At 71.5% G+C, this 14,165-nt stretch carries 11 protein-coding genes; 3 read left to right on the top strand and 8 right to left on the bottom strand.

Annotated features, from left to right (window positions below; genetic code table 11):
- On the bottom strand, positions 1 to 1,161 hold the full coding sequence (locus tag ACLBWJ_RS05615; protein ID WP_274178469.1) for an AMP-binding protein: 1,161 nt from the start codon (positions 1,159 to 1,161) through the stop codon (positions 1 to 3).
- Between the two features lie 17 nt (positions 1,162 to 1,178).
- Positions 1,179 to 2,078 (bottom strand): 1,4-dihydroxy-2-naphthoyl-CoA synthase, encoded by a 900-nt coding sequence (locus tag ACLBWJ_RS05620; protein WP_274178468.1) that lies wholly within the window; start codon positions 2,076 to 2,078, stop codon positions 1,179 to 1,181.
- A gap of 47 nt (positions 2,079 to 2,125) precedes the next feature.
- Here ACLBWJ_RS05620 and ACLBWJ_RS05625 point away from each other — a divergent pair, with 47 nt between their 5' ends.
- Positions 2,126 to 3,115, top strand: a complete 990-nt coding sequence (locus ACLBWJ_RS05625) for an o-succinylbenzoate synthase (protein ID WP_447660086.1) — start codon at positions 2,126 to 2,128, stop codon at positions 3,113 to 3,115.
- A gap of 18 nt (positions 3,116 to 3,133) precedes the next feature.
- Here the strand turns inward: ACLBWJ_RS05625 and ACLBWJ_RS05630 are convergent, their stop codons facing one another.
- Complete coding sequence (locus ACLBWJ_RS05630) at positions 3,134 to 3,751, bottom strand: TetR/AcrR family transcriptional regulator (RefSeq protein WP_282502148.1); 618 nt, start codon at positions 3,749 to 3,751, stop codon at positions 3,134 to 3,136.
- Positions 3,752 to 3,877: 126 nt separating this feature from the next.
- On the opposite strand from ACLBWJ_RS05630, the gene ACLBWJ_RS05635 reads away from it, so the two are divergent.
- The gene (locus ACLBWJ_RS05635; RefSeq protein WP_274178466.1) at positions 3,878 to 6,703 is read left to right on the top strand and encodes an MMPL family transporter; all 2,826 of its coding nucleotides are present in this window, start codon (positions 3,878 to 3,880) and stop codon (positions 6,701 to 6,703) included.
- Positions 6,700 to 8,751, top strand: a complete 2,052-nt coding sequence (locus tag ACLBWJ_RS05640) for a YhgE/Pip family protein (protein ID WP_447659865.1) — start codon at positions 6,700 to 6,702, stop codon at positions 8,749 to 8,751. The genes ACLBWJ_RS05635 and ACLBWJ_RS05640 overlap by 4 nt, the downstream gene beginning before the upstream one ends.
- 460 nt (positions 8,752 to 9,211) lie before the next feature.
- Here ACLBWJ_RS05640 and ccsB read toward each other — a convergent pair whose 3' ends face one another.
- The 5 genes from ccsB to ACLBWJ_RS05665 are packed head-to-tail and all read right to left on the bottom strand — an operon-like array spanning position 9,212 to position 14,147.
- The gene (ccsB, locus tag ACLBWJ_RS05645; protein WP_447659866.1) at positions 9,212 to 10,291 is read right to left on the bottom strand and encodes a c-type cytochrome biogenesis protein CcsB; all 1,080 of its coding nucleotides are present in this window, start codon (positions 10,289 to 10,291) and stop codon (positions 9,212 to 9,214) included.
- A gap of 5 nt (positions 10,292 to 10,296) precedes the next feature.
- Positions 10,297 to 12,075, bottom strand: a complete 1,779-nt coding sequence (gene resB, locus ACLBWJ_RS05650) for a cytochrome c biogenesis protein ResB (protein ID WP_274178463.1) — start codon at positions 12,073 to 12,075, stop codon at positions 10,297 to 10,299.
- A complete protein-coding gene (locus ACLBWJ_RS05655) occupies positions 12,056 to 12,895 on the bottom strand; it encodes a cytochrome c biogenesis CcdA family protein (protein ID WP_282502143.1) in 840 nt (279 codons plus the stop codon). The genes resB and ACLBWJ_RS05655 overlap by 20 nt, the downstream gene beginning before the upstream one ends.
- Complete coding sequence (locus ACLBWJ_RS05660; protein ID WP_282502142.1) at positions 12,892 to 13,506, bottom strand: TlpA family protein disulfide reductase; 615 nt, start codon at positions 13,504 to 13,506, stop codon at positions 12,892 to 12,894. The genes ACLBWJ_RS05655 and ACLBWJ_RS05660 overlap by 4 nt, the downstream gene beginning before the upstream one ends.
- Positions 13,506 to 14,147, bottom strand: a complete 642-nt coding sequence (locus ACLBWJ_RS05665; protein ID WP_282502141.1) for a histidine phosphatase family protein — start codon at positions 14,145 to 14,147, stop codon at positions 13,506 to 13,508. The genes ACLBWJ_RS05660 and ACLBWJ_RS05665 overlap by 1 nt, the downstream gene beginning before the upstream one ends.
- Positions 14,148 to 14,165: the final 18 nt, after the last annotated feature.

Consider the following 14,165-nt stretch of genomic DNA (forward strand, 5'->3'; position numbering starts at 1 on the left):
CTAGATCGCGAGCATGCGACGCAACGCCGCACGGTCGGGTTTTCCGCTCGCGAGCACCGGCATGCGCTCGACCGGGACGACCCGTGCCGGGCGCGCCGGCTTGCCGAGCCGGTCGCCGACCGTGTCCCGGATCTCGGACAGCAGAGCCGACTCGTCGGCACCGATCTCGGCGAGCGCTGCGATCTCGACGACGACGGCGGACGCCTGCCCCCATCGCTCGTCGGCCGTCGCGACGACGACGGCCGACGCGAGTCCGGGTCGCTCCCGGACGACGGCCTCGACGCGGTCGAGCGAGACGTTGACGCCACCCGAGATGATGACGTTGTCGACGCGCCCGGTCACCCGCAGCACGTTCTCGTCGAACTCCCCCGCGTCGCCGGTGCGGTACCAGCGCACACCGTCGTCCACGATGAAGGATGCCGCCGTGCGGTCGGGCTCGCCGAGGTAGCCGTCGGCGAGCATGGGGCCCGAGAGCTGCACCTCGCCGGCCACGATCCGCACCCCTACCCCGTCGAGCGGGACGCCGTCGTAGACGCATCCGCCACTGGTCTCCGTCGAGCCGTAGGTGCGCACGATGCGCGCCCCCAACCGCGTGGCGCGCTCGCGCTGCGACGCCGGGAGCGCCTGCCCGCCCACCAGGATCGCCTCGTAGGCCCGCAGGGCGTCGGCGACGGCGGCATTCGTCTCGGCCGCATCGAGCAGATCGGCCAGCTGGGCGGGTACCAGCGAGGTGAACGTCGCCGCACGCTGCCCGCCGACGCTCGAGTGCGTCGACGCGGTGACCGCGGCGAAGGCGGCGGGCGAGAACGACCCCGTGAGGACGGCCGGCTGGTGCCCCGCGAGGAGGCTGCGCACCATCACCTGCAGCCCCGCCACGTACCCGGGCGACAGGGCGAGGAGCCAGCGCCCTTCGCCGATGCGGGCCGCGGTCGACGCGGCGCTGGCGATGAGGGCCGAACGGCTGAGCACGACGCTCTTGGGCACCCCCGTCGACCCCGACGTCGTGACGACGGCGACGGTTCCCGGCGGCGCCTGCGCCGGAGCGCTCGTGCCGGCGGGCGCGCCGAGGGCGAGCGCCGGCCCGGCACCGTCGAGGGTCTGCCGAAGGGCCCGGAGCACCGCGCGGGGCTCCGACGCGACCGGGACGAGGTCGACCGCCATGTCAGAGGCGAGCCATCTCAGAAGTGGTAGGGGTAGGGCGACCAGTCGGGGTCGCGCTTCTGCAGGAAGGCGTCACGCCCCTCGACGGCCTCGTCGGTGCCGTAGGCGAGCCGCGTCGCCTCGCCCGCGAACACCTGCTGGCCGACCATTCCGTCGTCGATCGCATTGAAGGCGAACTTCAGCATGCGGATCGCGGTGGGCGACTTGCCGAGGATCGTGCGGGCCATCGCGATCGCCTCGCGCTCGAGCTCGGCGTGCGGAACGACACGATTGACCGCGCCCATCTCGTAGGCGCGCTGCGCGGAGTACTCCTCCGCGAGGAAGAACACCTCGCGGGCGATCTTCTGGCCGACCTGCCGCGCCATGTACGCCGAGCCGTACCCGGCGTCGAACGACCCGACATCCGCGTCGGTCTGCTTGAACCGGCCGTGCTCGGCCGAGGCGATCGAGAGGTCGCACACGATGTGCAGGGAGTGCCCGCCGCCCGCAGCCCAACCCGGAATGACGGCGATGACGACCTTCGGCATGAACCGGATGAGGCGCTGCACCTCGAGGATGTGCAGGCGCCCGGCCCGGGCCGGATCGGCGACCGCGCTCTCGTCATCGCTGTACTTGTAGCCGTCGCGGCCACGGATGCGCTGGTCACCGCCCGAGCAGAACGCCCAGCCGCCGTCCTTCGCGCTCGGACCGTTGCCGGTGAGCAGCACGACGCCGATGCGCGGGTCCTGGCGCGCGATGTCGAGCGCGCGGTACAGCTCGTCGACCGTGTGCGGGCGGAAGGCGTTGCGCACCTCGGGACGGTCGAACGCGATGCGCGCGATGCGCCCGTCGGTCGAGATGTGAGCGGTGATGTCGGTGTAGGCGTCCGCCCCGGGGGCGAGCGACCATTCCGCGGGATCGAACAGTTCCGAGACCATGCCGCCAGCCTATGCCGCGGTGGGAGGATGAACGCGTGGACCCCGCCCTGCCCCTCCCCTCCCTGGCCGAGCTGCTCGACCGATCGCACGTCGTGGCGCTGCCGCTGACGACGCGTTTCCGCGGCGTCGACGTGCGAGAGGCGCTGCTGCTCGAGGGGCCGGAGGGCTGGACGGAGTTCTCGCCGTTCACCGAGTACGACGACGGTGAGGCCGCGACCTGGCTGGCCGCCGCGCTCGAGTTCGGCTGGACCGCGATGCCCGCGCAGGTCCGCGAGCGCGTCGCCGTGAACGCCACCGTGCCGGCCGTCGCGGCCGAGCGCGTCGCCGAGGTGCTCTCGCGGTACGACGGATGCCGCACGGTCAAGGTCAAGGTCGCGGAGCGCGGCCAGGTGCTCGCCGACGACGTCGCCCGCGTGCGGGCGGTCCGCGAGGCGCTCAGCCCCGAGGGACGTGTGCGGATCGACGCGAACGGCGTGTGGAACCTCGACGAGGCCGAGCACGCGCTCCACGCCCTGGCGGAGTACGACCTGGAGTACGTCGAGCAGCCGTGCGCGAGCGTCGAGGAGCTCGCCGAGTTGCGCCGCCGTGTGCGTTACATGGGAATTCCCATCGCCGCCGACGAGAGCGTCCGCAAGGCCGACGACCCGCTCGCGGTGGCGCGAGCCGGTGCCGCCGATCTGCTCGTCATCAAGGCGCAGCCGCTCGGCGGCGTCCGGCGTGCGCTCGCTCTGGTGGCAGAGGCGGGTCTACCCGCGGTGGTCTCGAGCGCCCTCGACACGAGCGTCGGCCTGTCGATGGGGGTCACCCTGGCGGCGGCCCTGCCCGACCTCGACTTCGACTGCGGCCTGGGAACGGCCTCCCTCTTCGTCGACGACGTCGCGACCCCCGCCCTGCGTCCGCTCTCGGGTGAGCTCGCGACCGGACGGGTCACGGTCGACCGGGATGCCGTCGCCGCGCTCGCCCCGTCCGCGGAGCGGCAGCGGTGGTGGCGCGAGCGGCTCGAGCGCTGCCACGCGGTGCTCGCACAGGCGCGCTGAGCGCAGGTCGCTCGGGCCTCAGGCGTCGAGGAGCGCGGTCGCGAGCTGCCCGATGCGCTCGTGCAGCAGCCGCGTCGTCTCGGGTTCGCCGAGCCCTTCGACCGCCGCCCGCTCGCACGTTGCATCGGAGAGGTCGACCATGAGCTGCGCGACCTCCGAGACCGGCAGCCGGAACCGCAGCTCGTAGACCTTCCGGATGTCGTCGACGATCACCCGGACCCGTTCGACGATGCCGTCCTGCAGGCGAAGGTACGCCTCGGCCATCCTTTCGTCGCGCAGAGCCTGCGTGCGCAGCTCGGACACCAGCCGGGGCTCCATGCCGGCGAGCGAGACGCCAACGACCTGGGGGACGAGCGAGGACGGGTCGGGCGCCGCGGTGCGGTCGAGGGCGCGCACGCGGTCGGCGACCAGGTCGAGCTTCTCGCTGGAGGACCGCTCGACCAGGGCGAGGAAGAGCTCGCCCTTGGAGTCGAAGTTCGAGTAGAAGGCGCCGCGCGAGAATCCGGCGCGGTCGCAGACGGCCTCGACCGACGCGGCATCCAGCCCCACCTCGGCGAACACCTCGGCGGCGGCGTCCAGCAGCCGGGCGCGCGTGTTCTCGCGACTGCGGGTGGCCGGGCGGGCCTCGGCATCCATGGTGCTCCTCGTGTTTCACACCGATCGTCCAGCCTGATCGATGGGTGATCAACCTAGGATACATTGGTGTATCGGATACAGCGCTGTATCGAACAACCATGACGATCGATCAGACCTGGAGCGCCCGTGTCCACACTCCTGTTCACCCTCGGACGCTGGTCGTTCCGTCACCCCTGGCGGGTCCTCGTCTCGTGGCTGCTGATCCTCGTCATCGCCGGCGGCGGAGCGGCGCTGCTGAACAAGGGCACCGACAACTCCTTCTCGATCCCGGGGACCGAGGCGCAGGAGGGGCTGGAGTTGCTGAACCGCACGTTCCCCCAGGCGAGCGGCACGAGCGCGCAGCTCGTCGTCGTCGCCCCCGAGGGAGACAGCGTGCGCGACGAGCCGTTCGCCGGCGAGATCGCCGACACCGTGACCGCGTTCGGCGACCTGGGTGATGACGTCCTCGCCGTGACCGATCCGTTCGACCAGACGGTCTCCGGCCTGGTCTCGGAGGACGACCGGGCCGCGATCGTCCGCGTGCAGTTCGACGGCGAGGCGACCTCGGTCAGCGCAGAGACGAAGGACGCGCTCACCTCGGTGGCCGACCGGATGCGGGCGGACCTGCCCGACGGCACGCAGATCGCGCTGGGCGGTGACCTGTTCTCGACCTCGATCCCGGCGCTGTCGATCGTCGAGGTGATCGGTGTGCTGGTGGCACTGTTCGTCCTCATCGTCACGTTCCGCTCATTCGCCGTCTCGTGGTTCCCGCTCGTCAGCGCTCTCATCGGGGTCGCGCTCGCGACGGCGATGATCTTCGTGGCGACGCAGTTCGCCTCGGTGTCGTCGACGACCCCGCTGCTGTCGGTCATGCTCGGCCTCGCCGTCGGCATCGACTACTCGCTCTTCATCGCCGCCCGACATCAGGACCAGGTGCGTGCGGGCATGGACCCGGAGGAGTCCGCCGCCCGTTCGACCGGAACCGCGGGATCGTCCGTCGCGTTCGCGGGCATCACGGTGCTCATCGCACTGATCGGGCTCAGCTTCGCCGGCATCCCCTTCCTCACGACGATGGGCATCGCTGCAGCCGTTGCCGTCGCGATTGCCGTCGTCGTCGCCGTCACCCTCACTCCCGCGCTCCTCGGTTTCGCCGGAGCTCGTGTCGCCGGTTGGCCCCGCCGAGCGAAGCGGTCGCGGAAGCGACCGGCCGCGCCCCGTCGATCGTTCTCGGAGCGCTGGGTGCGCGGCGTCACGCGGCATCCGCTCGTCACCACGATCGCGGTCATCGCGGGTCTCGGCGTCGTCGCGATCCCGTCAGCGAGCCTGACCCTTGCCCTCCCCAACGCGGGGGTGCAGCCGCCCTCGAGCGAGGCCCGGCAGGCGTACGACCTCACCGCCGAGCACTTCGGTCCCGGCGCGAACGGTCCGCTGATCATGACCGGGACGATCGTCACCTCGAACGATCCGCTGACCCTGATGCAGGACATCGGCGATGACATCGCCACCATTCCCGGGGTGAAGGAGGTCGCGCTCGCCACCCCCAACGAGACCGCCGACACCGGGCTCGTGCAGATCGTGCCCGAGACCGCACCCGACTCCCCCGAGACGGCCGACCTCGTGCGCGAGTTGCGGGCACAGCACGACCGCCTGCTCGACGAGTACGGTGTCGACCTCAAGGTCACCGGGTTCACCGCCGTGGGTATCGACATCTCCGATCGGCTCGGCGAAGCCCTGCTGCCCTTCGGTGTCTTCGTCGTCGGGCTCTCGCTCATCCTGCTGACGATCGTGTTCCGATCGATCTGGGTGCCGATCAAGGCCGCGCTCGGATATCTGCTGTCGGTGCTCGCCGCCTTCGGCGTCGTCGCCGCCGTCTTCGAGTGGGGCTGGTTCGCCGACCTGCTGCACGTCACCCGCGAGGGGCCCGTGATCAGCTTCATGCCGATCATCCTCATGGGCGTCCTGTTCGGCCTCGCGATGGACTACGAGGTCTTCCTCGTCTCGCGGATGCGCGAGGACTACGTCCACGCCCGCCGCGACCGGGGCGGCCGCGCGGATCGCCTCACCGCCGTCGGGGCCGTCCGCTCCGGTTTCACCTCGTCGGCGCGCGTCGTCACGGCCGCGGCGGTAATCATGTTCGCCGTCTTCGCCGCGTTCGTCCCCGAGGGCGACTCGTCGATCAAGCCGATCGCACTGGGGCTCGCCGTCGGCATCGCCGTCGACGCATTCCTCATCCGCATGACGCTCGTGCCGGCCGTCATGGCGCTGCTCGGTGAGAAGGCGTGGTGGATGCCGCGCTGGCTCGACCGCGTCCTCCCCCACTTCGACATCGAGGGCGAGGCCGTCGAGCGCGAGCTCTCGCTGCGCGAGTGGCCGGAGCGCAACACCTCCGCCGCCCTGGTCGGAGAGGATGTCGCCGTCCACGCCGACGACGACGGCCACGCGGCGGTCTTCTCCGACGCGACCTTCCGGGTCGAGCCGGGCGAGTCGCTCGTCGTCTCCCACCCCGATCCGCGCGTCGGCCGCGCCTTCGCCCTCGCCGTCTCCGGGCGGCTCCGCGTCGACGGGGGGCTGCTCCGCGTCGGCGGGCACCTGCTGCCCGAGCGGGCGCCGTGGGTCCGCTCGCACGTCGGCCTCGCGCTGCTCGACGACACGACCGACCCGGTGGCCGAGCTGCGTCGCGCCACCTCGGGCGGAGCGACGATCGTCGTGGTCGACGGACTCGACGCCCTCGCCGGCGCTGACCGCGATCAGGCCGCCGCGGTGCTCCGCGATGCGGCATCCGACCTCGACGAACGCCACGCGGGGGCCGGTGCCCTCACCGTCGTGGCGATCGTCCGGCGCGAGCTCGGCGTGCTCGACATCCTCGCTGAGGCCCATCGCCCGGCGCCCCACACCCTCCCCCTGCACGGCGGTGCATCCGCGACATCCGCGTCCGAACCGTCGCACCCGAACACCGAGGTGATCCCGTCATGACCCTGTTCATCGAGCGCGCCCGCTCGCGCAAGCCCGTCACCTGGCTCACGATCGTGGGCGTCATCCTGCTGCCCGTCCTCATCGGCGGCGTCTTGGTCGCAGCGCTCTACAACCCCGTCGAGCGCCTCGACAACATGCGGGCGGCGATCGTCAACGACGACCAGGCGGTCGAGGTCAACGGTCAGCTCGCGCCCCTCGGCCGGCAGCTGACCGCCGGTCTGGTCGCCGGGTCGGACGAGGTCCCGAGCAACCTGGACTGGGTCATCTCGAACGACGAGGACGCCCGGGCCGGGCTCGCCGACGGCACCTACGACGCCGTCGTCACGATCCCGAGCGGCTTCTCGGCTGCGGCCACCTCGACCGCCCCGGGCGGCACGCCCGAGAAGGCCACCATCCGGGTCGACACCGCCCCGGACAGCCTCGTCGTCGACGACGCCATCACGGCGCAGATCACACAGGCGGCCACCTCGCTCATGGGCTCGCAGCTCTCGACGGTCTATCTCGAGAACGTGCTCCTCGGCTTCACGACGCTGGGAGATCAGCTCGGAGATGCCGCCTCGGGCGCCCGACAGCTCGCCGACGGCGGGCGGCAGGCAGCCGACGGCGCCACGCAGCTCGCCGACGGTGCGGGCCAGTTGGCCAGCGGCGCGGGAACCCTCTCGGACGGGGTCGGCCAGCTCGCGACCGGTGCCTCGCAGCTCTCCGACGGGGCCGCGGCGACCCAGACGGGCCTGACGACCTGGGCGCAGGGCGCGCGCACCCTCGCCGGCGGAACCAACGAGTTCGCGACCCAGCTGTCGCAGTCGCTGAGCGGGCTGAGCGTTCCCGAGATCCCCGCCGAGGCCGTTGCCGGAGCGCAATACCTCGCCGAGAACTCCGACCGCATCGCGACCGGCGTGACGCAGGCCGCCGACGAGCTCGCGGCCGTCGCGGCGAGCTGCGAGGCCGACGGTGGATCGGCGCAGGTCTGCGACGCCCTTCGCGCCGTCTCCGCGCGCACGCAGAGCGCCCTGCCCGAGGTCACCGGTGCGATCGGTCAGTCCGGTCAGATCGCCGGACAGGTCTCGGGACTGGCGGCCTCCGCACCCGAGCTGATCTCCGGTCTGCAGCAGGCCGCCGGTGCGGCGACGCAGCTCGCGAACGGCATGACCGAGCTCGCCGACGGTGCCGACGCTCTCGCAGCCGGAGGCGGCCAGCTGGCCTCCGGCGCCTCGGCCCTCGCCGCGGGTGCCGGATCCGCCGCCGACGGCGCCGCGCAGCTGTCCTCCGGCGCCGGCGAGCTGGCGGGCGGTGCAACCGACCTCGCCACCGGCGTCGGAACCGTCGCCGACGGCACGGGCACCCTCGCCGACGGCCTCGACACCGCAACGGCGGCACTGCCGTCGTACACTGACCAGCAGGCGACTGACCTCGCGAGCGTCGTGGCCGCACCCGTCGAGGCAGAGGGCCTCGGGTCCGACCTGTTCGGTGCCTCGGCCATCCCGCTGCTCACGGGCCTCGCCCTGTGGCTCGGCGCGATCGGATCGTTCGTCGCACTGCAGGCCGTCCCCCGCGGCGCACTGACCTCACGTCGCCCGTCGTTCCTGCTGACGCTGCGGGCCTTCGCCCCCGCCGCGGTGGTCGGGCTCGTGCAGGGTGTCCTGGTCGCGGTGGTCGTGCAGCTCGCGGCCTCGTACGACCCGTGGACGTGGGCCGCGTTCGCCGGACTCTCCGCCCTGGCGGGTGTCGCCTTCGCCGCCGTGAACCAGGCCCTCGTCGCGCTGCTCGGCGGAGCGGGCCGATGGGTCGCGGCCGGTGTCGCCGTGCTGGCGGTGGCCACGGGAGTCGTCTCGACCGTGCCCGGAGTGCTGTCGCAGATCGCGGGGCTGCTGCCGACGGCATCCGCCTACCAGGGCCTGCTCGCGGTGCTCACCTCGGCCGGAGGTGCCGGAGCCGCGGTTGCGGGGCTGCTCGTGTGGACGGCGATCTCACTCGTGGTCACGGTCATCGTCACGGCCCGGGCGCGCACGACCTCGGTGCGCGCGGTGCTGCGCCCCGCCGCCGTCTGACTCGCTCCGCCCCGCCTTCTCGTGAGGCGGGGCGGAGCGAGTGAGTTGGCAGTTCACGCCCCCTCGAGCGAAAGGAATGGGCGCCTGCTGCCAACCGAGCAGACGCCCCGCGCCCCGGCGAGGTTGAATTGGCAGTTCACGCCCCCTCCAGCGACGAGAACGGGCAGCTACTGCCAACCGAAGCGACGCCGCGCACCACGGGCGACTCCCAGCTGGCAGTTCACGCCCCCACGCGCGACGGGAATGGGCACATGCTGCCAACCGAGCCGACGCCCCGCACCCCGGCAAGGTTGAGTGGGCAGTTCACGCCCCCTCCAGCGACGAGAACGGGCAGCTACTGCCAACCGAAGCGACGCCGCGCACCACAGGCGACTCCCACTTGGCAGTTCACGCCCCTTCGAGCGAAAGGAATGGGCGCATGCTGCCAACCGAAGGCGACTCCCAGCACCCCGGCGAGGGGTCAGCTCAGGCCGCTGTAGGCGTGCAGACCCTTGAAGAACTGGTTGACGATGATGAAGTTGAACAGCACCGCTGAGAAGCCGACGATCGACAGCCAGGCGCTGCGGTTTCCGCGCCAACCGCGCGTCGCGCGAGCGTGGATGTAGCCGGCGTAGAGCACCCAGATGACGAAGGTCCACACTTCCTTCGTGTCGAAGCCCCAGTACCGGCCCCACGCGTCGTTGGCCCAGATCGAGCCGGCGATGAGGGTGAAGGTCCAGAAGATGAAGCCGATGATCGCGAAGCGGTAGGCGAGCGACTCGAGGGCGTCGGCGCTCGGCAGCGTACGCAGGAACCGCGCACCGTCGCGCTGCGGAGCGGATGCCGGAGCGGATCCCGCGGATGCCGCATCCCCAGCCTCGGCGCTGACCCGAGCGATCGCGCGGGCCTCGCGTCGCGCCTGCATGAGCTGCACGATCGACAGGGCGAACGCGAGCGCGAAGAACGCCGACGCCAGCGAGGCAACGAAGACGTGGATGACGAGCCAGATCGACTTCAGCGGGTCGGCGAGCGGCACCACCGCGACGTAGAAGTTGAGGACCGAGCCGCCGAGCAGCACGACCGCGAGCCCGGTGATGAAGGTACCGAGGAACCGGAGGTCGTATCGGAAGAGCACGACGAGGTAGACCATCACCACGAGGAGCAGCCCGGTGAGGGCGAACTCGTACATGTTCGACCACGGCACCCGCTCGGCGGCGATCCCGCGCAGCACGGTCGCTCCGAGGTGGAAGAGGAACCCGATCCAGGTCAGGGTCGTGCCCATGCGCGCCCACAGCAGGCGCGGGCGGTCGGCGGGACGGGCGTTGAGCGCGAGCTCGGCCTGCGCCTCCGCGGCGCGGATCTCGCCGATCGTCTGCGCACCGCCGGCAGCGACGAGGGCGGGAGCCGCCGCCGCGGCGGGGACGGAGTCTTTCGTCTTCAGCGCGAGGTCGGAACGACGAGCCAGATCGATCGCGTAGGCGATGAAGGCGAGCGCGTAGACAGCCACCGCTGTCCAGACGAGCAGGACCGAGACGGCATCCAGCGACAGGTCTTCGGGCATGATCCTCAGTTTACGTCGGGCGCTTGCGCGCGGGCGGGGCGGGGACGGCGCGGACGCTCGGCCTCGGGCGGCAGCTCGACCTCATCGCGCCCGAGGGCGGCGAGGTGACTGCGGGAGATGTCGGCGACCGCCTGCGCGATCGCGGGGTCCTCGCCGCGGGCGAGGCCGGCGTACTCCAGGCGGATCGCTCCGTCTACCGGGGTCGCCTTGACCCACAGGCGCCGCCGCGGCACGAAGAGCCCCGCGAGCAGGCCGAGGGTGGCGAGGATCGCGAAGACGAGCACGAACGGCGCCCCCACGTCACGGTGGATCGACAGCGAGACGTAGCGCTTGACCGCCTCCTGAGCGCCGGATGCGCGCTGGTCCTCGAAGGTCACGGTGCCACGACCGCCCGGGAGGTCGACGGTCTGACCGGGTTCGAGCTCGAGCGACGCGGCCTCCGCGTCGCCGCCGGCGATCTGCTCCATGCCGGTCGGGTCGAGCGTGTAGACCGAGCGGGGCGTCCCGTCGTCGATGCCGAGGTCGCCCTCGTAGACACGGAAGGTCACGAGCGGGTTGGTGAGGTCGCCGTAGGCGGAGGCGATGGCCCCCGTCTCGAGCGTCGCTGCCGTCGGGTAGAAGAAGCCGGCGAATCCGAGCTGCTTCGGCATCCCGTCGGCGATCTTGACGACGCCGATCGAGGTCATGTTGTTGTCCTGCGGCAGGAACGGCACGTCCTCGCTGAACACGACTTCGCCGGCGGCGTCGCGGACGGTGATCGTGGGGGCGTAGCCGTTGCCCATCAGATAGACGCGGTCACCCTCGATCCCGTAGGGGTGGTTGACACGCACCTCCCCGTCGCGCGGCTCCTGCCCGGGCTCGGTCACCGTGAGGTGGGCGAGGAAGTCTCCGGCCATCCCGTGACCCGGTCCCCCGCTGAACGGGCCGTACGTCACGTCGAACTTGTCGAGGGTCAGCGAGTACGGCGGCATCTGGTCGGTGTCGACGAAGCGGCCCGGGTTGAACGAGGTGTACCCGAGACCGAGCGAGTTGACGAACGTGTCACCCTCGACGATGACGGTCTGACCCGTGTACGTCAGCCCGCCGCCGATGCCGACCGAGATCAGCACGCCCACGAGCGCACCGTGGAAGACGAGGTTGCCCGTCTCGCGCAGATAGCCCCGCTCGGCCGAGACGGATGCGACCTGGCCCGAGTCGTACCGCTCGACGCGGTAACCCGACTTGCGCAGCTGTCGCTGAGCCTCGTCGACGGCCGCCGACGCCGCGGCCGCGGCATCCTCGTCGTCGCGCAGGGCGACTCCGACCGTGCGGTGATCGGCCAGCCGTGACAGGCGCACGGGGGTGCGGGGCGGGCGCGACTTCATGGCCTGCCAGTGGTGCTTCGTGCGCGGGATGACGCACCCGACGAGCGAGACGAACAACAGGATGTAGATCGCCGAGAACCACACCGAGGTGTAGACGTCGAACATCTGCAGCGCATCGAGGATCGGGTACAGATCGGGGTTGTCGGTGCGCCACTGGGTGACACCGTTGGGGTCGGCGCTGCGCTGCGGCACGATCGACCCCGGGATGGCCGCGATCGCGAGCAGGAGCAGCAGGACCAGCGCCGTGCGCATGCTCGTCAGCTGCCGCCAGCCCCACCGCAGCCACCCGACGAAGCCGAGCTGGGGCTGGGTGATCTCGCGGTCGCCGTCGGCGGGTTCGGCCGCGGGAGCGGCGTCGGAGTGGTCGCCCGGTCGCAGCGGCGCCGAGGGATCGGCCTGGTCAGAGGAAGGTCGGGACACCGGCCACCACTCCTTGGAAGACGGACATGATCGTGGTCCAGACGCCGGTGACCATCAGCAGGCCGAGGACGACGAGCAGCGCTCCCCCGGCGATGTTCACGACGCGGATGTGGCGGCGCACGAAGGCCACCGAGCGGGTGGCCCAGCTCGCGCCCAGCGCCAGCAGGACGAAGGGGATGCCGAGGCCCAGCGAGTACGCCACGGCGAGAACCCCGGCGCGGGTCGGGTCGGCTTGGCTGAGGGCGATCGAGAGGATCGCGGCGAGGGTCGGACCGATGCAGGGCGCCCAGCCGATGCCCATCGCGATGCCGAGCAACGGCGCTCCGGCGAGGCCGAGGTTCTGCCGCAGCTGCGGCCGGTAGATCCGCTGCGCGAAGCCGAACATGCCGACGAACACGAGCCCCAGGACGATCACGACGGCGCCGAGGACGCGCGTGATGACCTCCTGGTACTCGAAGAATGCGCGGCCGATCGTGCCCGCGAAGACGCCCATCGCGAGGAAGACCACGGTGAACCCCGCGATGAACAGCCCGACACCGAGCAGGAGGCGTCCGCGGCCCGGCGCGGACGTCGGGGAATCCGCCGAAACGCGGACCGATCCGGCGGCATCCTCCGAGCTTCCCGACATTTTCCGAGCTTCACCGCGGCTGGCGACCCGCTCAGCGGGCTCGCGCGGCGTGACCGCGCTGCCAAGGAAGCCCAGGTAGCCGGGGACGAGCGGCAGCACGCACGGCGACAGGAACGACACCAGTCCCGCGAGCACGGCGATCGGCACCGCGAGCCACAGGGCTCCGCCGAAGACGATCTCGCCCGGGTTCACGACGATCCCGCGACGGCGCCCGCCTTCGCGGCGTCCTCGACGAGGGTGCGGAGGATGCCGGCATCCCGCAGCTGGCCGACGATGCGGGCCGCGACGCGCCCTTCGGTGTCGAGCACGAGCGTCGTCGGCGCCGCCTGGACAGACGCGGATGCCGCGAGCGCGAGCTTCAGCTCGCTGTCGCCCTGCATGAGGAGCGAGGGGTAGCTGATGCCGTAGTTCCGCTCGAAGGCCGACGCCTGCTCGGGACCGTCGTAGATGTTGACGCCGAGGAACTCCGCGCCGACCTCCTGCGTATCGGTGTAGACCTCTTCGAGCAGCGGCGCTTCGGCGCGGCACGGGCCGCACTGCGCGTACCAGAAGTTGAGGACGAGCGGCTTGCCGGCGTAGTCCGCGCTCGAGATCGTCGAGCCGTCGACGGCCGTGCCGCTGAACGCGATCGGAGCGCCGCGCTCGGCCTCGGGGATCTCGGTGGTCGTGCCATCGCCCGAGATGAACCCCTTGTTGTCGCCGTCGCGGTACTGCCCGGCGAGGTCGTCGTTGGGGCTCGAGCAGGCGGCGAGGCCCGCCGCGAGTCCGAGTGCGAGGACGGCGGCCACAAGGCGGCGCTTCATCAGACTGCTCCTACATCGACGGCGCCCGCGGTCGATGCGGGCTCGGCGTACGCGACCTCGCGCCACGCGGCGCGCTCTCCCCCGTCGGAGAGCTCGAAGCTCGTGACGCTCGAGAGCGCGCATCGGCGCCGACGCGGGTCGTGGCGCAGCGGCTCGCGGGCGACCGCGAGGTGGGTGATCCAGATCGGCAGCTGGTGCGAGACGATCACCGCATCGCCCGAATCGGTCGAGTGCCACAGGTCGCGCATGGCCGCATCCATGCGCGCGACGATCTCGAGGTAGGGCTCACCCCAGCTCGGAGTCGCCGGCGTGCGCAGGTGCCACCAGTTCCAGGGGTTGACGAGGGCGTTGCGCATGCGCCGACCCTCGAAGACGTTGTGCGGCTCGATGACTCGTTCGTCGATGACAGGATCGAGGCCGAAGAGCTCGGTGAAGGGCTCGGACGACTCGCGCGTGCGCTGCAGCGGCGACGACATCAGGGCGGTGACCGGGCGGTCGAGCGACGCGACGTGCTCGGCGGCCGAACGGGCCATGCGCCGTCCGTCCTCGCTCAGTCCGAAGTGCGGCAGCCGTCCGTAGAGCACGCGCTGGGGGTTGTGAACCTCACCGTGGCGCACGAGATGGAGACGGGCTGCGGGCACGGTCTCCAGTCTACGGCG

This window comes from Microbacterium sp. M4A5_1d (assembly GCF_053345465.1).

Bases quoted from the DNA above. Each gene is read 5' to 3' on its own strand.
- ACLBWJ_RS05615 (WP_274178469.1), bottom strand. From the start codon at position 1,161: ATGGCGGTCGACCTCGTCCCGGTCGCGTCGGAGCCCCGCGCGGTGCTC.
- ACLBWJ_RS05620 (WP_274178468.1), bottom strand. From the start codon at position 2,078: ATGGTCTCGGAACTGTTCGATCCCGCGGAATGGTCGCTCGCCCCCGGG.
- ACLBWJ_RS05630 (WP_282502148.1), bottom strand. From the start codon at position 3,751: ATGGATGCCGAGGCCCGCCCGGCCACCCGCAGTCGCGAGAACACGCGC.
- ACLBWJ_RS05640 (WP_447659865.1), top strand. From the start codon at position 6,700: ATGACCCTGTTCATCGAGCGCGCCCGCTCGCGCAAGCCCGTCACCTGG.
- ccsB (WP_447659866.1), bottom strand. From the start codon at position 10,291: ATGCCCGAAGACCTGTCGCTGGATGCCGTCTCGGTCCTGCTCGTCTGG.
- ACLBWJ_RS05660 (WP_282502142.1), bottom strand. From the start codon at position 13,506: ATGAAGCGCCGCCTTGTGGCCGCCGTCCTCGCACTCGGACTCGCGGCG.